The following is a 19217-nucleotide window of genomic DNA, read 5'->3' as shown; positions in this document are numbered from 1 at the left end:
GCGCAAGGCAGCCGGCGCAAATCTACCGGTGGAAAGTTACCGGGCAAAGTTGCTGCTGGAACCCCACCGGTGCAAAAAACCCGGAGCCCGGTCACCCCACGAAAGGAGCAAGCCATGCCTCAGGGAACCCGCGATCTTGAGACCAAGGGAATGCTTGCCGATCCGGGCACCCATTTTGTCGGGCGCTTCGAGGTAGAGCGAAAATTTCGCGTAGCGGATCTCGAAGCCGTGCGGCAAGAGCTGGAGATGCGGAACGCAGTGGCTTTCACCCTTGGAAATGCCGAAGTCGATATCTTTTTCGACCTGTCTGACTGTCGGCTGGAGAGGAACAATCAGGTCCACACGCTCAGGCACATGCAACCGTCCGGGCGCGTGCTTTGGATTTCCAAGGGTCCGAAAAAGGACGAATGTGTGGCGATGGACCTCCCGGACATCGGCAAGGCGCGATCGATGCTCAAGTCCCTCGGGTTTGTAGAAAAATGGAAAATCAGCAAGAAACGCGACATCTACTTCCTTGGCGATTTTCACGTGACGCTGGATGTTGTCGACGGTCTCGGGTCTTTCGTTGAAGTCGCTGCCATGACAGACGATGAAAACCAGCTGCCCGGCTTGCGGCTCGGTATTCAAGACGTGGTCGCCGACCTCGGCCTCACCCATCATCAGGAAGAAACCGGGTCCTACCGGCAATTGCTGTTCGGATAGGCCGTCCCGGGCAATCCCGGTCTCTGGCGCCACCGTCACCGGATCCCGGTGAACCGGTTTAAAACCGCACCGGACCGTTTCTCGCGCCCCATACCCTGGGATTTCTGCGCCACCTCCGGCGCGCAAAGCCGCCTGTGCCTCTTGAAAGACGCCCCCCTCCGCCGCCTCGCCGGGGGCACCGCTCCGCCTATGGTCTTGTCCAGTCCGCCGCCCCGCCGATTTTGAGATTCGGGGAACCAACCAGCCTCCTGGCCGTTGGAAATTAGAAGCCGGCTGGTGTGTTGGATGCGGACCACGCCGGACGGCAGGCAGTTGCGGCCCCGCAAGAAACCTGCCGTCCCCGGGCGATGGTCCCACGGCTCATGCCCCGGCTGGCCGCATAACCGAGAAACAGGGAAAGCCATGTTGAAAACAGTCAACCCGGCGACGGGCGAACCGGTCGCGTCTTACGAAACCATGAGTGATGCCCGGATGCTGGAGGCCCTTGAGGCCTGTCACGCGGCCTTCGAACGCTGGCGCCATGTCTCGCTTGAAGACCGCGCGGCAATCATCAATTCGATCGCGGACGGTCTGGAGAAGGAAGCCGAAGACCTCGCCCGGTTAATGACCACTGAAACCGGCAAGTTGCTGTCCGACAGCCGTCAGGAAGTGGAGCTTTGCGCCGCAATCTGCCGCTGGACGGCGAAGACCGGCCCGGACGCGCTCGCCGATGACACCAAGACCCTTGTTGACGGGCGCCGCGGCATCGTGAGTTATGCGCCGCTGGGCGTCATTTACGGGATCCAGCCCTGGAACTTTCCCGCCTATCAAGCCATCCGCTATGCCATTGCCAGCCTGATGGCCGGCAACGGGATTCTCCTCAAACATGCCGAGATTTGCACGGGGTCCGGTCTCCTCCTGCGGGATATCATGGAGCGCTCGGGACTGCCGGAGAACCTCTTTACGGTGATGCTGATTGACCACGATCAGTCGGATACCTTGATCGCGCACGACCTTGTCCGGGGCGTCACACTCACCGGCAGCGGTGGTGCGGGCCGCCACGTGGGTGAGAAGTCCGGCGCCGCGATCAAGAAAACCGTACTGGAGCTGGGATCGAACGATGCCTACCTCGTTCTGGCTGACGCCGATCTCCAAATGGCTGTGAAAACGGCGATCAAGGGCCGCGTCTACAACAATGGACAAACCTGTGTGAATGCCAAGCGCTTTGTGGTCGTGGACAGCGTCTACGACGAATTTGTCCGGCAATATGTCGAGGGAATGAAAGCGTTGACGGTCGGCGACCCTGAGGACGAGACCACGGACCTCGGCCCGATGTCCAATGCGGGTCTGCGGGACGAATTGCATGACCAGGTCAAGGAGAGCCTCGAAAAAGGCGCAAGGCTGGAATGCGGCGGCGAAATCCCGGACCGCAAGGGAGCATGGTATCCGGCCACGGTCCTGACGAATGTCCTGCCCGGTCAGCCGGCCTATGACGATGAATTGTTCGGACCGGTTGCATCGATCATCCGGGCGAAGGACACCGATGATGCACTACGGATTGCCAACGACAGCCGGTATGGACTTGGCGGCGGCATCTTCAGCGCCGATGAGGACGAAGCCGTGCGCATTGCAAGAGACCACTTCGATACGGGCATGGTCTTCATCAACCAGTTCAATCTCGCTTCGCCCGACATGCCTTTTGGCGGCGTCAAGGACAGCGGATATGGGCGCGAACATGGTGGCTTCGGGATCAAGGAGTTCGTGAACGCAAAGGCGATCACCTTGCCGGCGGCAAATGATGCCTGATCTGACGTGTGATGTGGCCGTGATCGGGGCTGGAACCGCCGGCCTCGCCGCTGAACGCGCCGCCCGGGACGAAGGCGCGGAAACCCGCCTCATCGACCCGGAATTTGCCGGGACCGTTTGCGCGGAGGTCGGGTGCATGCCGTCAAAGCTGCTGATTGCGGCAGCCGGGGCAGCGGAAGCCGTCCGTGATGCGGAAACCTTTGGAATCCGTGCCACGCCCGAGATCGATGGCCCGGCGGTGATGGCGCGCGTGCAAAATTACCGGGAGCAGTTCGTGGACGGCGTTCAAGACAGCATTGATGCCTTGCCAGAAAGCGTCCGGATCAAGGCCACGGCCCGCTTTACCAATCCGAACAGTCTTCTGCTGGACGACGGCCGGACGATTTCGGCACGATCCGTGGTCGTCGCAACCGGGTCTCACCCCATGGTGCCAGACGCCTACACGGATCTGGGAGACAGGCTTCTTACAAACCGGACGGTCTTCGACCTGCCCCGCCTCCCCGACCGGCTTGCCGTCGTCGGCTCCGGTGCCATTGGTGTAGAACTGGCTCAGGCTTTCGCCCGGCTGGGTGTGGAGGTTGCGCTGTTCGAACGCGGCAGCGTGCTGTCATCGGGGCGCACGCCGGAGGTCAAACACGCCCTGCTGGCCGCCTTGAAACGGGACATGACGGTCCATCTGGATGCAGATCCGGCACCAAAGGTGCAACACGGCAAGGTGGAGATGCATTGGGAAAACCGATGCGAAACCTTTGACTACATCCTGCTGGCCACCGGCCGGCCGCCGACATTGGACGGGCTGAATTTGCCCGCAACCGGCGCAAGACTGGATGAAAAAGGTCGTCCGGACGTGAACCCGTCCACGTTCCAGATCGGGCATCTGCCGGTCTTCATGGCCGGCGATGCAACGGGAACTCGCCCGGTGCTGCATGAAGCTTCCACGGACGGCACGATTGCCGGACGGAATGCCGCCCGTTTTCCCGAGGTGGTCGCCTCGGACCCGATGGTCGCCTTTTCACTGACCTTTTCCGATCCGCCGGTTGCCACGATCGGAGAGGGCCCGGACACCGCAACGCTCAGCGGAAGCGTGTCTTATGCAGAGCAAGGCCGGGCCCGGGTCGAGGACAAGGCCCATGGGCTTGTGCAGCTTCACGCGGATGGGTCGGGCTGCCTGACGGGCGCGGATTTATGCGCGCCCGCCGGCGAGCATCTGGCGCATCTTATCGCCTGGGCAATCGAAAACCGGTTGACGGCCCACGAGGTTCTGGGAATGCCGTTCTATCACCCGACCCTCGAAGAAGGCCTGAAAGACGCCTTGCGCGAGATTTGCGCGCAGTCCGGCACGCCCGCACCGGAGAACAGGGACCGGGCGCATGCGCCGGGAGACTTCTGATGTCGGATACTCTTGTAAAACCAGCCCCCCGGTTTTGGTGTGTGCGCGGCAGTTTCAAGCTCGGCGGCTTCGTCGACATTGGGACGCAGTGCGCCCTGATAGAGCGCCCGTCGGGCACGCACCTGTTTCTTGACAGCTACCCGTTGAAAGGCGCGGTGCGGCAGGAAATCATGGCCAGGACCGACAACGGCAAAACGGTCGAAGCCGTCTTGAACGTGCATCCGTATCACACCACGCATTGTGCCCAGATGGCCCGGGATTTTCCCGGCGCCGCCTTTTTTGGATCGGCACGCCATCACGCACAAGCGCCGGAAGTCGTCTGGGAAAACGACCCTGTCGAGAGCAATGCCGTTGCAGCCCGGTTTCCGGAGTTGGCGTTCTCCCTGCCCCGTGGAATTGCCTACATCCATGAAAAAGACCATGTCCACGCCGGATCTCTCCTCGTCTTTCATCGTGAGAGTGGAACGCTCTATGTCGACGACACGTTCAATGTTCTGCCGATCCCTAAGGTCCTGCAAAAGATGACCGGGATCCGGCGCCTCCGGCTCCATCCCACACTGCAAACGGCGCTAACGGGGGGGCCTGACGCCGGGTGGGCGTTCTGCGACTGGATGGAGGAGATCGCACGGGAGTGGGCGCAGACACGCACGCTCTGTGCAGCCCATTCCGGAATGGTGCGTTTTGGTCCGGGTGAATTCGCGGAAACACTGTCTGAGATTGTAAGAACCGTACGTCCGAAGCTGGCGGCGGAAACGGAAAGATAAACAAATGTCCAAGTCAAGGGAGACAATCTGGAACGAATGGCGGGATCTGGTGAACATGGCCCCACAGGAACTCGAAGAGTGGCTGGAAACAGACGCCTCCAGGTCCGTGGGAGATACGGAAGATGGAGAAAGTACCGGTCACGCATCCGGCCGCCGCATTGTTGACATCATGAGGACCAGGAAAGACGCGCTGTCCACCGGACAATGGGCACATATGGGCAAGGTGGTCGGTTACATTAAGCGCCATCTGGCGCAAGGCGGCCCCGAAGACGGGGTTGAGACCTCTGCTTGGCGCTGCTCGTTGAAGAACTGGGGGCATGACCCCCTCAAGACATGAAGGGAGATGGCAATGCCCGAGATCATTCCAACGCAAGGCGTTCATCACATCACGTTGATCGGTGCGGACCGGCAGAGCACGATCGGCTTCTGGGAAGGCGTTCTCGGAATGCCGTTCCTGTTTGAACAGCCGAACCTCGACAACCCGGAAGATGGGCACCTTTATTTTGACCCGGGCGACGGCCGGTTGATCACGATTTTTACTTCTGAAAGCCGAAAACCGACGGATGACACCGCGCCCCAGGGCCTCGGTGCCGTGCATCACATCGCCTTTGAGGTGTCCGCCGCGATCTACGAAGAACTGACAGAGAGACTGGAGGCCCACGGCATATCCTGTTCGCTCAAGGACCGGGGCTTTATGAATTCCTGCTACTTCAAGGACCCGCTGGGGCTGACAATCGAACTCGCCTCCTACAAGTTTGTGCCTCCGGCGGGTCATTCAGCATCAAGCGTTCTGCACCACGCGCATCTGGAGCGGGTCAGATCCGGTGACGATGCCATCGCAACAAAACATGTTGCCGCAGCCTTGACCCGGATCTCGGAAAACCGGACCAGCTTGAGCGACTGACAGCAGGTCGGCTCAAAGAGACACCAACCGCGCCGGCTTTCCTCCGGTGTCTCACGAGGATGTCACCGGAAGAAGCCCGGACGGTGGAGGTGTTGTGCGCCGGAGTGTTCTGAGCTGAAATGGTCTGATCCGGGCAGTACTGCGCTCGCCCGGACGGGGCACCTGTTTGGGAAGGCCCGGCTGCAATTGATACCGGGTCCACCGCACACGAAGGCCCGGCATTCAGATGATCCGGAATGCCGGCGCACGGTGCGAGCAACGGCAAGGATCAAACCAGAAGACCCTGAAGACAGGCGGCCCTTAAAAGAACGGCGTGACGTCAGCCGGTCTTGAGAAAATCCAGCATCAGGCTTTCCGCTTTTTTGAGCCGTTTCTCAGCACCGCTCGCAGATGCAAACCAGTCTTCGTCGACAGCGGTCTCCGGATCCGCGAGCCGGACGATTGCCGGGTGTATATAGCTGGACCGGCAAATGGCCGGTGTGTTGAAAAGGACCGCGGCAGCCTCCTCGGACATCGCCTTGATGTTCGGCCGTGTGCCGTCTGCAACCCTTTGCCGTGCGAGATCAAAGGCCGCCACGCTCCCGGCCCAGGTCCGGAAGGTCTTCGCTGTGATGTCCAAACCCGACACGTCGGCCAGATAGGCGTTCAACCTTCCAGAATCGACCGGCCGGAGGCGGTCGTCCTCGCCGCGCCAGACGAACAGCTGCCGGCCGGGCAAATCTGAGATTTTCTCAAGCTGTCTGCTCAAGGTGGCATGTTTGACCGAGCGCCGGACCCGTTTTCCGCCCTTTGCGGTAAAGCTGAGCTGAAGCCGGTCCCCGGTGATGCGCACGTGCCGCTTGAGCAGCGTTGTGGCCCCGAAGGACCCGTTTTCGTCTGCGTAAACCTGATTGCCGACCCGCAGGTGGGCCTTGTCCAGCAACACGCACAAGGCGGCAAGCACCGTGCGTTCGCGGTCCGCCTCCCCTTTCAAGTCTGTTCGGACCCGGTTTCGGATTCTTGGCAGGGCATCACCAAACGGCAGCAGTTGATCAAACTTGGTCCGGTCCCGGAAGGTTAACCAGTCGGCGTGGTACCTGTACTGCTTGCGCCCGCGTGCATCCAGACCGGTGGCCTGCAAATATCCGTCAGCGGACAAACAGAACCACACATCCGAATAGGCGGGAGGAATGCCCAGCGCCCGGACACGCACCAGGTGCTCCTCGTCCCGCAAGAGATCACCGCCGGGTAAGTGATACGAGAAGCCACGGCCGCGCCGGATCCGGGTGATGCCGGGTTCCTGGTCTGAGACATATTTCAGGCCGATCATGCCGGGGGCCGCACCGTTGCACCTTGGTGTTTGCTCTGTCACGTCCGTGTCCATCTTGGTCTCTCAACCGTGATGCGAGAATGGCCTTGCGCCCGCGCGCAAGATGCGTCCCGTTTGGTGCACCTGCGCCGGTCAGCAGCCGTCACCCGCTCAAAAGTGCACTTGCGGCCAGTCCCGCCAGCCCGAGTGGAAGGACCGCGAGCAGTGCGAACACCCCATCGCGGACCAATCGGGAAAAGGCAATCAGAACCACGGTCCCACCCAGAAGGGACGAGGAGAAGGGAACAAGTTCCAGGACCGGGATCACCAGACCGATCATCAGGCAGGTCAGGGGCAGCAAAAACTTCAGCGGCGGCTTGAATACGAATCCAAGACGATTGTCGGATCTTGCATCCAGCCAGCCGGCCAGCGGCCGGAGACGGTCAATCGCCGCCGAAAATCTGTCAGATGAAATGCCCCGCCGGGCAAACTGTGCCGGCAACCAGATCCGCCGGCGGCCAATCAGCCATTGGCCGGCCACGAGGCTGATCAACACGCCGCACGCACTGGAAAACAGCGGAATGCCGCTCAAGGGCGTCACCAGAGCCAGCGCCGGGATGAGCAGGACCGGAGCAAAACTCCGCACACCGAAAGCCTCGATGATCTGTTCGACCGACACCTGTCCGTGCGTCGAGAGACCGTCGGCGGCATCAATCAGCTGGCCGAGCGAGGCCTCGTCCCCGAGCGCGCCCTGTTGACAAACCGGACTTGTGAGCCTGGGACGCATGCTTTTGATCATTCTGGTCCTGCGCGCGCATGGGGTGCCGAGCGATCCCGTTGATGCGCGCTCAGCCAAGGACAATTCGCTCGATCTCGTCTACCGGATGGTTTGTCAGGTCCTTGTCGACTTCGGCAAGAACCCGATCACTGACCTCCTTGTGCAACGCCTTTCGTATTTGACCGAGTGCCGCAGGCGCCGCCACCAAAACCAGTTCATCGAACTTCCCTTCGTGGGCGCGCTTGTAGAGGATGTCTGCAAGATCCGACGCGAAGTCCTCCTCGGCGAGTTCGTGCCAATCGGCGTTTGCAACAGAGCTGCGATGGCCCGGACCGCCGTCGAACATGCGCCCGGGACGGTCCGTTCCCTGCTCGCGTGTTGGTGGATTGTCCTGGGACTCTTTTTTGAAGACCGAAAGATTGGGGTGCTGTTCGTCGCCGTCATTGCGCAGGAACAGGGCCTTTTCTCCATCTGCGACGACCACCCAACCCTTGTTTTTCAACGTGATGTTTTTCGGCACCGTGTGTCTCCCTTGTGTCTCTCGAGAGAACGGTTCACGGGACAAATGGTTCCGGTGCGCGGTCTGTTTTGCCCTCGGTATGACGGCAAAAAGGGGTGGCGTTAGACGGAGTCACGGCAGGCCTTTCCTTTTGGCGGCAGGTCAAAACGCAAGCCACCAGATCGCAGCAAACGCCGCGGCCGAAAACAGGAAACCGGCTGCAGTGACGATGCCATCGCGGGTCAACAGCCCGAGAGACAAGACCATGATCGCGCCGCCCGGAAGTGCAGCAGCAAGAGGAACCAGCGCGGCCGGGAAAACGGTAAGGGCGTGACACACGCACAAGGCGGCAACAGCCCTTGTTGCCCAGGTGCCTGTCAACAGCTGCAGGCGCCGGCCGAGAATGCCATCCAGCCACGCAGCATATGGCCGGAGCGAGTCAACGGTTTTTGCGGCCTTTTCCCGTGGGATCGAGGTGTTGGCAAGACTGCGCGGAACCGCGACAGACCCGTTGCCGGATAAAACCTGCACTGAGATGAGAATGATGCATGCGGACAAAACCAGCGGCACGCCAGGAACGGCGCCCAGGGGTGAAATCATCACAAGGGCCGGCAGGAACAGAAGCGGTCCGGCAGCCCGGCTTCCGACGGCGCGCAAGATGGAGCCCACATCGGCAGATCCGTCTTCGATCTCTGTTTCCCAGCTGTCCAGAACGCCGGTTATTGTGGTGAGTGTGTCATGGGCCATGAAACGGCTCGGAAAAAAAGGGGGTGCCGGACAAAAGAGAGGGCCGGCGAAATGCCGGCCCGTTCCCTGCATGCGCGGTGTCAGCTCGCTGCTTCCAGTGTCAGCCGGCTCACGCCAAGTGTCAGGTTCGTGCCCGTCTGGCTTTCAAGGCTGATCGGGTTGAGCGCGATCGACTTGTCGAATCCGCCGATCAGGGCATTGGCCTTCACGCCGGCTCCAAGGCTCGCTCCGGCGGTCACGCCACCGTAAGTCCCTTCGAGGGCGCCTTTTTCCATGTCGGCGCTTGGGGCAAGCACGCCCCAAACCATGGTCGCCGTGTCGGTGGTGCCGATATCAAGCCCGTAGTCATTGACGGTACCGGTGTAAAACACAGCGCCCTGACCATTGGCAGGCTTGAACGTGCAGGCCAGGGATGCGGAGGAGCCGACGATGAAATTGGTCTCCTGTTCAACGGCGCAGGTCAGCGTGCCAACCTTGACCCCGGCGCCTTTGGTGTCCGCAGCGGCCGAAATAGCCAACAGGCTGGCCCCGGAAAAAACAGCTGCGATGGTCATCAGACGTGTCATGAACGAACTCCTATGCTTTGGACGCGGCGGGATCAAAGGGGTCGCACCGCAGTGACCGGTGCGGCGCGTTGGAGTGCCGCACTAGGAACTGAACGGTCCGGCACGTCCAAGGTTCCGGAAATTCTTGATTTTTAAATGCGCAACCGGTTCGCGGTGAGCGCGTTTGACGAAGCAGGTTGGAGGATATCAGCTGCGGACACGCAAGGCCGTGTCTCCGGCAAGGCGTCAGGACCTGCCCTCGCGGCCTACCCGCTAGATGTCACCGGCTTGCTAGAGACAAACTGGCCTTGTCCCGCAACCCGCCGGGTTGTTGTCCCGCAGTGTACGCAGACAACGTCCAAAAGCTGCGGAGGGGCCTGCGGGCCGGGGACAAACGTTGAGATGAAATTGCGGTCGCACCGCGGGCACGTTTCCTTTGGCAATATCGTTATGCTCCATTGACGGGCCGCCGCCCCTTCCCTTTCTGCCGCCGTGAGGCGGGAGATCTCGGGCGGAGGTCGATTATGCTGAACCCTTTTGGTTCGGCCAGTCCGACAGCGCCGCTCGAAGGTGTTCAACCGTGTAGGGTTTCCGAACGATCGGAACATCCGGATATTGCCCGATGACATCGTTCGAAGAGCCGTACCCGGTTGCCAGGATGCAGAAAACTCCCGCCTCGACACAGCGCTCCACGACCGGAAGGGACAGCTCGTCCCCCAGGTTGACATCAACGAGTGCGAACGCGATCTTACCCGTCGACAACGCGTCCAGACCATCGCTGACACGGCTTGCGGTCTGGACATTTTCAGCCCCGAGCTCGGTCAGCATGTCGACCGCGTCCAGCGCGATGATCATGTTGTCCTCCAGAACGAGCGCTCTCCCGGAAAGAAGCTGCGCCGGTTCAGTTTTCGGAAGGTCGCCGTGGCGTGTTGGCTCTCCGTTCGAGCCCTTGCGGATGTGTTTGGCTGGCAGCTGGAAATCGGCCTCCAATCCGTACATGCGATAGCGGACCTCCGCCTTGCCGTTCAGTTCAAAGGGGATCGACCGTTCAATAATCGTGCTGCCAAAACCCCGGCGTGTCGGCGCAGCGACCGGAGGACCGTTTTTTTCGCGCCACGACAGGGACGCTGTGCCGTCGGCCGTGAGATCGACCTCCAGCAGCACCGTTCCGTTCGTATCGCTCAACGCGCCGTATTTGACGGAGTTGGTCACCAGCTCATGAACCACCAGGGCGAGCGTCGTGAACGCGGCCGGCGTAAGATCTATCTCATCACCGCTCAGGTGAACGCGGTCGGCATTGCCGCCAAGGAAAGCAGAAACTTCCGTTTGCAAAAGGCCTCGGAACGAGACCCAATCCCACTCCGTCTCTGTCAACTGGTCATGCGCGCGCGCCAGCGCATGAATCCGGGCATCCAGCACACTTTGATAGGCATCCAGACTGCCGGCATCCTGTTTTCCCTGAGAAACGAGGCCGCGAATGAGATTGAGGATGTTGCGCACCCGGTGATTCAATTCCGCGATCAGAAGTTCCTGCTGGTCCTGTGCCCGCTTGCGCGCCAGATTGCTCTCGTCGGTGAGCTTCAGGACGACTTCCAGGAGCGTGACCCGGAAAGCATCCGCTGCGCGCCGCTCCCCCGTTTTCCAGTGCGCGCACGTTCCGTGCACCACTTGCTGCCATGCCTCAAAGCTCTTGCGCGGCGTCAACCGCTGGCCGTTCGGTCCGGCCTCGACCGGCTTTTCCGGGTTGCCGGCCCAAACAACCGATTGCGCGATTTCACGCCGGAAAAGCACAAGATAGTCCCGCGGGGTGCGTGAAATCGGGATCGCAAGAAGCCCCGCAACACGATCAGCAAACTGCTCGGCGGCCGGATACCGCGCGGCAATCTCCTCGGTGGCATAGATCTGCCCGGCCGGTGTCGTGTTCAAAAATCTTGCAAGACCAAGAAACTCTTCAAGGGTCGGCGCGGATCCGACGGCCTTGAATATCCCGTCCGAATAGATCGCCGCACCGTCGAAGGGAATGATACTGCCGAGTTGAGAGACAAACGCATCAAACGCTTCGAAAGTGGATGTGCCGCTCGAGAGTTGCGACATCAAGCCGTCATGCAGGGCACGGGCGCGATCCTCGTTTTTGAGTTCCGCATTCAATTCGAACTGCGCCAGTTCGTAATTGAAGAGCTGGGCGAAAAGCTCAATGGCGCTGCGCAGTTCGTATCCAAGATACTTCGCGCTGCCATGGTGACAGGCGAACAGTCCCCAAAGTTCGCCATTGCGGATGATCGACACCGACATGGATGCCTGAACGCCCATGTTTTTCAGATATTCCAGATGGATTGGAGAAACTGCGCGTGTCACGGCAAGGGACAGATCGATCGGCTGACCGTTGGGATCCATTTCCGGCTGAATTGCAATGGTCTGAGCATCGACATCAGCGATGATGCGCAACACGCTTTTCAGATAGAGGGCCCGGGCCTGTTTCGGAATATCGCTCGCCGGGTACCGCAATCCCAGATATGGGGTTTGCCACGGTTCCAGGCACTCCGCGATGACACTCCCGGTGCCATCGTCTTCGAACCTGTAGACCATGACCCGGTCATACCCTGAAAGGCTCTTGAGCCCCCTTGCAGCCTCCTGGGCCATCCTTTCAAGGCTGTCCCCCCGTTGGACCCGTTTTATCAACGCCGGGACAATCGCAGCATCGACGGATGGATCCGCCTCGCTTTGCTGCGGTTCGAATTCAAGGATGGTCTGCCGGCCGTTCCAATGAACCGAGATGTCAAAGAGCGTCCCGGAGCCGAGCGCCGGATAGGAAAAGACCCGGACAACATCATCTTGCCCTGCGAGCAATTGCATGCGGGTCCGGATATGGTGAATGGTCCCTTCGGGCAGCAGGTCGACCAGCCGGTGGCCGATCAGGGCGTTCTGATCGACGCCGAAAAAGACATGGCAATTTTCTGATGCGTGCGTGACGATCCAGTCCGACGAGACGCCGACAAGATAGCCGAAATCCTGTATACGGCCGAGAATGTGAATGGGTTCACGATCACAATTCGTGAGGTTGACATCGGCCGGACCGCTCTGGGGTTTGAGATCAGGCATCTGTTTGCATCCGTTTTGTCTCCGGCAGCAAGTCCGTCGCATGAAAGGTATAGAATTCAAAAATCAGCCCCGCATCCGCACATATTTGGGCGGAAATGCCGGTGTCACCGGACATGTCAGCAGCGTCCTTTGAAAACTGTTGCCAGTATTCAATATAACTCGGTGCAGAAAAATACGCATTGGTCTGCTGCACCAGATCCGATTTGGACGCCTCCCATTGCCGCCGGAGCACTGTCGTTCCAAGACGAGAGCCCGCCATCACGTAGTCGATGGCTTTTGGGTGGAAGTGGCACCGGAACGGATCAGGGGCCAACGGGCCCGTTGCCCCTATCTTGCGCTGATCTTCGTCGATCCGCACCAGAAGATCCTGCATCATTGGAGCACATGCGGGGAACGGTTCGGTCTTGGTGAGTGTTGTAAGTGCATGCCGCTGCAGGGACAGGAAAGCCTTCAGACCCGGCACCGATGCCACATCGAATGCGGTTATGACGCGGTCCAGATTGGCATGAGCGGTCTGCGTGTCCCGCCGCAGGCGCGTTCGCAATGTTTCCATGGCCTCAATTCGACCTCTTCCGATCAAGGAAACGCCTGGGCCGGACTGTTCCTTGAAGCCAATTTTATCAGTTTTTATAGTGACTTCGGTAATTATGACAAGGGCTCTTGCATGTAAATCAACCGACCCGGTCCGCCGCGGACGTTTGGGATTTGCCTTCCCGCTGAAACCCTCCATCAAACGCTGGACCGATGAAACCCCGCATGCGCAGAACCGTTAAGCGGCTCATGACCGGCCGGTCCGGTTCAAGGGTCTGGCTGTTATGAGGCAAGGGATGCAACACCCAGTCTTTCCAGGATGTCTTCGTCTTCCATCGTGCTGTTGAGACAGACCACGCGAGGACAGAGCGGCAAAGTCAACTCTCTGAGTGTCGGCTCCAGCAGATAGACTGATTTTCCTTAAACACTGACAAGCTGCACGAAACTGGCGTGCAGTTGCGACCAATCGTTTGTGTCCAGCACAATCGCTGTGAAGGTGGTGTGCGACAGCACCTGTGTGGCGTCTTTGAGGCAGCTCACGTCAACGACCGCCGTATACCCTGCCAGCGCAAGGATGCGGGACAATCGCGCTCGCACGGCTTCATCCATTGATAACACAAGGGCAGTCCCCTGACCCACGGCTGTATTCATGCACGGCATCCAAAGTCGACCGGGTTCAACTTGTCAAAATGCTGCACATGCGCGCTTCCGAAGTCTCTAACATATGTTAACGATCACGAAACCGTGAACCGGATCCCGACTGACGGATCTCGAAACGCGAGCGGCCGGGTGCCGGCCTCTTTCGGACCACAGCATGACTGGCAAAATCATCTTCACGGCCTCTGTCGGCAAAAAAGGCTGAATGAAACCGGCGACGAAAATCTGACCGGTTGAAGTGGTTTCAGAACAACAAATGAATCAAATGTCGTCGATGTTGATCCGGCGCCACCGCGCAAGGGTGAAGGAATAAAGGGCGAAAGCGCCCAGGCCCGCCCCCATCAGGAACATCAGGACGCTGCCGAACGGCATGTCCTGCAGGAAGGTGAGCGCATCCTCCAGCCCCGGTTTGGACTGCGGCGACCGCACTCCTGAGACGATCTGGCTGAAGATCAGAAATGCGAGGATGACAAAAACGAGGCCGCGGGCCGACAGACCGGTGACCGAAATCGGATGTATGAGCGCCATGGCCGCCGCGTCCGCCTCCAGGTGGTCTTCGTATTTGCCCTTTATGGCTTTCCAGAAATGCGCGCCCCCGATGCCCAAAAAAGCAAACCCCATCGCCAGGAACACCGGCCATGCCCCAAGGACACCGGTCACCCCGTCCAGTGCGGCTTGGACGGCGCCGCCACTGCCGCCGTCACTGCTTCCCGGGCCGAGCAGCGCAAGAACGAACAGGCTCAGCACCGAGTAGGTTCCGGCGCTTGCAAGGAGGCCCAGGCGAATGGCAAGGCCTTTAATCCCCCAGCCATGATCATCCGTGTCAAGGAGGCTCTGGATGAGGCGCCAAGCAACGTATCCAAGAAGTCCGGCCAGCAGCAGCACCAGCAGGATTTTGCCGAAAGGTTGCCGGGCAATGGTCGAGATCGCGTCTTTGGGACCGTCGCTTGCGCCGGCAAGAAAGGCGGTGACCATCGTCAGGACCGCAACGGTCCCGTAGATGACGCCTCGGGCGGCATAACCGGCCCGCGCTGCAGGTTTGAACCAAGACGTTTTCACCGGCCATGTCCCCCTCTTGCCATGCGGGTTGATTGCGCCCCTCAGCCGTCGCTCGGGTCCGGTGTCAGCCGTGTGCTGCCCTTTCGCCGTCCGCCTCCCGCGATCGGGCACCGCACGGCCGGCCGCAGAACCTACCCATCGTTTTCGGACCGCGGGCCCGGTCCCTCCAGGGCTTCCGCCGAGATCTTGAGCGGCTCGCTGAACGTCAGCGTGCGGTAGGGGAACGGAATTTCGATGCCGGCACGATCGAGAGCGCTCTTGATCTGTGACACGGCCTCGCTTCTGGACTGAAGCTCATCCTTTGGCGTACTTCCGGTCCACCAGCGGACCAGGAAGTCGATCGACGACGAACCGAAGGAGGTCGTGAAGATTTCGAACGGTTTGGACGTATCGCGTGTGGACAATGTCTCCACCGCCTCAGAAATGACGGTCCGGGCCCTTTCGACGTCTTCCCCGTAGGCAACGCCAACCTCGAGCGTTACGCGCCGCTTCGGTTGGTCGGTCAGGATCTTGACCGGGTTTTTATAAAGAAAGCTGTTGGGCACAAGGATCAACTCGCCCGACCGCTGTCTCAAGAACGTGTCGCGGATAGAAATATGTTCGACCTGTCCGTTCAAATCCCCGCACTTGATGTCGTCGCCGATCCGCATCGGCTTGCGCAAGAGGATGAGGAAACCGGCCAGGAAGTTCTCGAAAATGTCCTTGAACGCCAGTCCGACGGCGATGGATCCCAGACCAAGCCCGGCGAGCAATTTGGTCGGGGTAAGATTTGGAAACAGCAGTGTTGCTGCGACGAGCGCACCGGCCAGCCACACGGCAAGCCGGCTGACTTTGGTAATCGCTTCAACAAGGGAGCGCCGCAGAGACGACCGGTGGAGCACCGAGGACGACAGGCGCCCGACAACAAAGGCAAACGCGCCTGTCAGGGCGATGACCAGCACCGCTGCCAGAAGGTTCGGCGCCAGGGCGACTGCGGTTCGGACGATCCCCGCCAGCTGATCGGAAAGTATGCGAACGGGTTCGATATCGACATCCATGAATATGCTCGGTGCTCTGTGAAGCGTGTTGCACGGCCTCCAGCAAGGGCGGCAGTGCCGTCCGGGTCAATCCGCGCGGATCGGCGCAATCGGCCTCATGTCCAAAAGCTTAGATCAACCCGGCGAAGGAAAGAACGGCTCCGACAACGACCACAAGGCCAACCAGATAGATGATGTTGTGCATGACTTTCTCCTTTTGATGGGAACTTCTTCAAACGCAAAAGGTTCCCTTGTCAGCGGAAGAATTTCCCGCTCGGCTGACGGAAGGACATTGGAAATCGTGACTGCAAACGGGCAAGAACAAGACGTTGGAGGTGGCAAACAGGGGCTGCCTGGCAGACGAACACAAGGAGAGCGGCTGGATGCGCGCGGGCGCACGGATCGCTTGGGATTGCTGTCCCCGGCACTTCCGGCTTTTTCGCCTGGACCGGGAACCGGCCGGATCGCGCGGGCGCAAAAACCGCTCTGCTTTAGCGGTCGGAAATTTCAGGTGTTTGCCCGGCAAATTGGCCTTTTGATTTTTTTCATCTGCGTTTCTGTGATCCCCGGACAGGCGCAAACGGACAACAGCAATGCGATCGAGCCGACCGCACTCATTGAGACAGAGCGCACGATTGGAGAGGATCGCTCGATCACCACGCGCCTTCAGGCAATATTCCGGGAAATTGAGGCTTTGAGCGGCGTGCAGGTTCGGGTGAACGAAGGTGTGGTCGTTTTGAGCGGGGCCGTTGCCAATGACAGTGCGGCGGACAGAGCCGTCGAGCTTGCAACGCGTCTTCAAGGCGCTGTTGCGGTCGAGGACAGAATCGACCGCACGTTGAGTGTTGAAGACAATCTGGACCCGTTTCTGCAGAGAACGGAAAACACGGTTGATGCGGTCATCAAGGCCTGGCCGCTTTACGCAATTGCTGCGCTCGCATTTATCGGCGTGTCGCTGACAGCCCATTTGATCGCGTCGGCGCACGTCGTCTGGCGGTTTTTTGCTCCAAACCCGTACATCGGCGATTTGATTTCACAATCCATTCGGTTCTTCGGAATTCTCGCCGGGCTTCTTCTCGCCCTGAGCATCCTGGATGCCATGGCCCTGTTCGGCGCAGCGGCGGGCAGCGCCGGCCTGATCGGTCTTGCCGTGGGGTTTGCGGTCAAGGATACGATCGAAAACTACGTCGCAAGCCTCATGCTGAGCGTCCGCCAACCCTTTCGCGCCGATGACCATGTGGTCATCAACGACATGGAGGGCATCGTGGTCCGGCTCACATCCCGGGCGACCATTTTGATGACACTGGATGGCAACCACTTGAGGATTCCAAACGCTGAGGTCTTCAAGGGCATCATTCTCAATTACACGCGAAACCCGCAGCGGCGCATGACCTTCGACCTCGGCGTGGATGCCGACGATGACCCGATCGATGCGACCGCGGCAGGGCTCGAAACAATGAAGAGCCTCGATTTCCTGCTGGATGATCCAAAGCCGATTGCGTTCATCGAAGAGGTCGGAGACTCCAATATCGTCATCACGTTCGCAGCCTGGATCGATCAGACACGGACCGACTTCCTCAAAGCCCGCAGTGCGGCAATCAACGCGGTGAAAACCATTCTGGAAGACCAGGGCTTTACCCTGCCGGAACCCATCTATCGCGTGCGGCTTGAGGGCAGCGATGGCGGCTTTCTGCCGGCCGCGCAGCCCCAGCAGGGGGCCGGCCGTCTGCCGAAACGGCCACGCCCCCCAAAGCCGGTAGTCCCTGACCGCATCGATGTCTCGCAGGATGATGATGTCCGCCGCCAGGTGGCCGAGGAGCGAGCAAGAGGGGATCAGGAGGATCTTTTGAGCGATGTCCGCCCGATCGAGTGACCCGTCGCCAGCATCAACATTTAAAAAGATTAACGGAACCAAACCGGCTGTCACCGGTTGCTCTGTCGTAAGGAATCACACGGAGGGAGTGCAACTGATGCCGAAGATCGAGAACGCAAAAATCCTGGTTGTTGCAACGGACGGTTTCGAACAGTCCGAACTGGAAGTTCCTCTCAAACAGCTCACCGACCATGGTGCGACCGTGCAGATCGCAACGCCGGACGGTAAGGACATTACCGGGTGGGACGGCGGCAACTGGGGCAGAAGTGTGAAAGCGGACCTGAAAATCGCGGATGTCGATGTGTCCGACTATATCGCGCTCGTGCTGCCCGGCGGTCAGATCAACCCGGATGTCCTGCGCACGGATGAAAAGGTTGTCTCAACGATCCGCGAGTTCGTGGAAAAGAACAAGATCATTGCCGCCATCTGTCATGCACCTTGGCTTCTGATCGAGGCCGGCGTCGTCGCCGGGCGCGAAATGACGGGCTTCACGTCGATTCGCACCGATCTGAAAAATGCCGGGGCCAACGTGGTCGACAAGGAGGTCGCCATCTCCAACGGTATCATCACCAGCCGGACCCCGGAGGACCTTGACGCCTTTGTCTCCAAGATCCTGGAGGAAGTTGAAGAAGGCGAGCACGAGCGCAAGGTCGCCTGACCCTTCGGCCCTGCGGCCTTGCGGATCGGAAAATCTGGAAGCGGCGCCTGTTCGCCGCTTTCGCTTTTATGGTTTTGAAAACATCACTGGACCGGGATCGGGCGGCCGTGTTTATCCCGGTTGGAGCTTGCCGGTCCGGTTCTTTTGGTTCAGCTGCTCGGCACAGAATTCGAGTTTGTCCCGCACGATGGGCGCAATGACGAACGGGTAGGCATCGTCCAGCCCCATGGACCGGTTCATGTGATTGAGGGCCACCCCGAGGTCCAAACCCTCATTCAGGGCTGTCCGGGTGTCATGGGCCCCGAACCGCGTTCCAGGCAGGGTCATTCCAACAGCGTTTGCGCTGTCGCGAAGATCCAGCAGATGAAGAACATGGGCCGCGGTCTCCGCCCAGTCCTCATGCGGGTGGGCGCTGGCATATTCTGAAATGTGGGTGTCTGACCAACCCTCACCGGCTCCGGTTTCGTAGTAGCGCTGAAGTGCGTCCCGGTAATCCGCCGTTTCGTCACCGAACAACGATCGGAACCGGGTGAGAAAGGGATGCGATCCGCTCAACCTGGAAAACAGGAAATGCGAGATTTCATGGCGGAAGTGCCCGACCATTGTGCGGAACGGCTCCTGCATTTTTTCGCGGCGGTCTACGAGCGTCGCCGGGTCTGCCTCTGCAACATTGATGATGATCTTCCCGGCGAGATGCCCCATGACCGGACTGTCTGCTCCGGTGGAGGTTGTCTCCGACAGCAATTCAAAGGACGGCCGGGGCCCGGTGTCGGCTGCCGCAAACCAGCCCAGCTGCTTCAGGTTGGCAAGGACCCAACGCTTGGAGGCCTCGGTCCTGGCCCAGAGCGCCAGGTTCTGGTCAACATCCGGTTCCGGGTGGACTTTTGTCATTACGCAGGAATCACACAGCGCCTCACCGGGC

General features: G+C 59.9%; 19 protein-coding genes. 8 read left to right on the top strand and 11 right to left on the bottom strand.

The genetic code is table 11. The annotated features are described in order from the left end of the window. The first annotated feature begins 114 nt into the window (after positions 1 to 114). The 6 genes from cyaB (at position 115) to ACVDG4_RS00625 (ending at position 5545) form a co-directional block, all read left to right on the top strand. Positions 115 to 702: a class IV adenylate cyclase gene (cyaB, locus tag ACVDG4_RS00650; protein ID WP_447233624.1), complete on the top strand. Its 588-nt coding sequence runs from the start codon at positions 115 to 117 to the stop codon at positions 700 to 702. Between the two features lie 402 nt (positions 703 to 1104). After that, a complete protein-coding gene (locus ACVDG4_RS00645; protein WP_447233623.1) occupies positions 1105 to 2487 on the top strand; it encodes an NAD-dependent succinate-semialdehyde dehydrogenase in 1383 nt (460 codons plus the stop codon). After that, positions 2480 to 3877, top strand: a complete 1398-nt coding sequence (locus tag ACVDG4_RS00640; protein WP_447233622.1) for a dihydrolipoyl dehydrogenase — start codon at positions 2480 to 2482, stop codon at positions 3875 to 3877. The genes ACVDG4_RS00645 and ACVDG4_RS00640 overlap by 8 nt, the downstream gene beginning before the upstream one ends. Then, positions 3877 to 4641: a hypothetical protein gene (locus ACVDG4_RS00635; protein WP_447233621.1), complete on the top strand. Its 765-nt coding sequence runs from the start codon at positions 3877 to 3879 to the stop codon at positions 4639 to 4641. Before ACVDG4_RS00640 ends, ACVDG4_RS00635 begins: the two co-directional genes overlap by 1 nt. Before the next feature lie 4 nt (positions 4642 to 4645). Then, complete coding sequence (locus ACVDG4_RS00630) at positions 4646 to 4978, top strand: DUF3140 domain-containing protein (RefSeq protein ID WP_447233620.1); 333 nt, start codon at positions 4646 to 4648, stop codon at positions 4976 to 4978. A 12-nt stretch (positions 4979 to 4990) separates the two neighbouring features. Beyond that, complete coding sequence (locus ACVDG4_RS00625; RefSeq protein ID WP_447233619.1) at positions 4991 to 5545, top strand: VOC family protein; 555 nt, start codon at positions 4991 to 4993, stop codon at positions 5543 to 5545. A 319-nt stretch (positions 5546 to 5864) separates the two neighbouring features. Here the strand turns inward: ACVDG4_RS00625 and ACVDG4_RS00620 are convergent, their stop codons facing one another. The 10 genes from ACVDG4_RS00620 to ACVDG4_RS00575 all read right to left on the bottom strand — a co-directional run bounded on the left by ACVDG4_RS00620 (position 5865) and on the right by ACVDG4_RS00575 (position 15785). After that, a complete protein-coding gene (locus ACVDG4_RS00620) occupies positions 5865 to 6908 on the bottom strand; it encodes a DNA topoisomerase IB (RefSeq protein ID WP_447233618.1) in 1044 nt (347 codons plus the stop codon). 88 nt (positions 6909 to 6996) lie between these two features. Then, the gene (locus ACVDG4_RS00615) at positions 6997 to 7632 is read right to left on the bottom strand and encodes an exopolysaccharide biosynthesis protein (RefSeq protein WP_447233617.1); all 636 of its coding nucleotides are present in this window, start codon (positions 7630 to 7632) and stop codon (positions 6997 to 6999) included. A gap of 49 nt (positions 7633 to 7681) precedes the next feature. After that, positions 7682 to 8131, bottom strand: coding sequence for a host attachment family protein (locus ACVDG4_RS00610; protein ID WP_447233616.1), 450 nt, complete (start codon positions 8129 to 8131; stop codon positions 7682 to 7684). A 141-nt stretch (positions 8132 to 8272) separates the two neighbouring features. Continuing rightward, positions 8273 to 8857 (bottom strand): exopolysaccharide biosynthesis protein, encoded by a 585-nt coding sequence (locus ACVDG4_RS00605; RefSeq protein WP_447233615.1) that lies wholly within the window; start codon positions 8855 to 8857, stop codon positions 8273 to 8275. An 80-nt stretch (positions 8858 to 8937) separates the two neighbouring features. Next, positions 8938 to 9423 (bottom strand): DUF992 domain-containing protein, encoded by a 486-nt coding sequence (locus tag ACVDG4_RS00600; RefSeq protein WP_447233614.1) that lies wholly within the window; start codon positions 9421 to 9423, stop codon positions 8938 to 8940. A gap of 501 nt (positions 9424 to 9924) precedes the next feature. Next, positions 9925 to 12501, bottom strand: a complete 2577-nt coding sequence (locus tag ACVDG4_RS00595; protein ID WP_447233613.1) for an HWE histidine kinase domain-containing protein — start codon at positions 12499 to 12501, stop codon at positions 9925 to 9927. Next, a complete protein-coding gene (locus ACVDG4_RS00590) occupies positions 12494 to 13054 on the bottom strand; it encodes a heme oxygenase-like domain-containing protein (protein ID WP_447233612.1) in 561 nt (186 codons plus the stop codon). The genes ACVDG4_RS00595 and ACVDG4_RS00590 overlap by 8 nt, the downstream gene beginning before the upstream one ends. Before the next feature lie 398 nt (positions 13055 to 13452). Then, complete coding sequence (locus tag ACVDG4_RS00585; RefSeq protein ID WP_447233611.1) at positions 13453 to 13683, bottom strand: hypothetical protein; 231 nt, start codon at positions 13681 to 13683, stop codon at positions 13453 to 13455. A gap of 267 nt (positions 13684 to 13950) precedes the next feature. After that, positions 13951 to 14748, bottom strand: coding sequence for a DUF1206 domain-containing protein (locus tag ACVDG4_RS00580; RefSeq protein WP_447233610.1), 798 nt, complete (start codon positions 14746 to 14748; stop codon positions 13951 to 13953). Between the two features lie 131 nt (positions 14749 to 14879). After that, a complete protein-coding gene (locus tag ACVDG4_RS00575) occupies positions 14880 to 15785 on the bottom strand; it encodes a mechanosensitive ion channel family protein (protein WP_447233609.1) in 906 nt (301 codons plus the stop codon). 97 nt (positions 15786 to 15882) lie between these two features. Between ACVDG4_RS00575 and ACVDG4_RS00570 the strand changes: the two genes are divergently transcribed. Further along, complete coding sequence (locus ACVDG4_RS00570; RefSeq protein ID WP_447233608.1) at positions 15883 to 17637, top strand: mechanosensitive ion channel domain-containing protein; 1755 nt, start codon at positions 15883 to 15885, stop codon at positions 17635 to 17637. A gap of 97 nt (positions 17638 to 17734) precedes the next feature. Continuing rightward, positions 17735 to 18295, top strand: coding sequence for a type 1 glutamine amidotransferase domain-containing protein (locus ACVDG4_RS00565; protein WP_447233607.1), 561 nt, complete (start codon positions 17735 to 17737; stop codon positions 18293 to 18295). Positions 18296 to 18406: 111 nt separating this feature from the next. On the opposite strand, the gene ACVDG4_RS00560 is transcribed toward ACVDG4_RS00565, so the two are convergent. Beyond that, positions 18407 to 19186 carry a putative zinc-binding metallopeptidase gene (locus tag ACVDG4_RS00560; protein WP_447233606.1) on the bottom strand — a complete coding sequence of 260 codons (780 nt, stop codon included), beginning with the start codon at positions 19184 to 19186 and terminating at the stop codon, positions 18407 to 18409. Positions 19187 to 19217: the final 31 nt, after the last annotated feature.

The sequence above is a fragment of the Roseibium sp. MB-4 genome (genome assembly GCF_053005265.1).
This window is presented reverse-complemented; position numbering and strand designations above follow the sequence as displayed.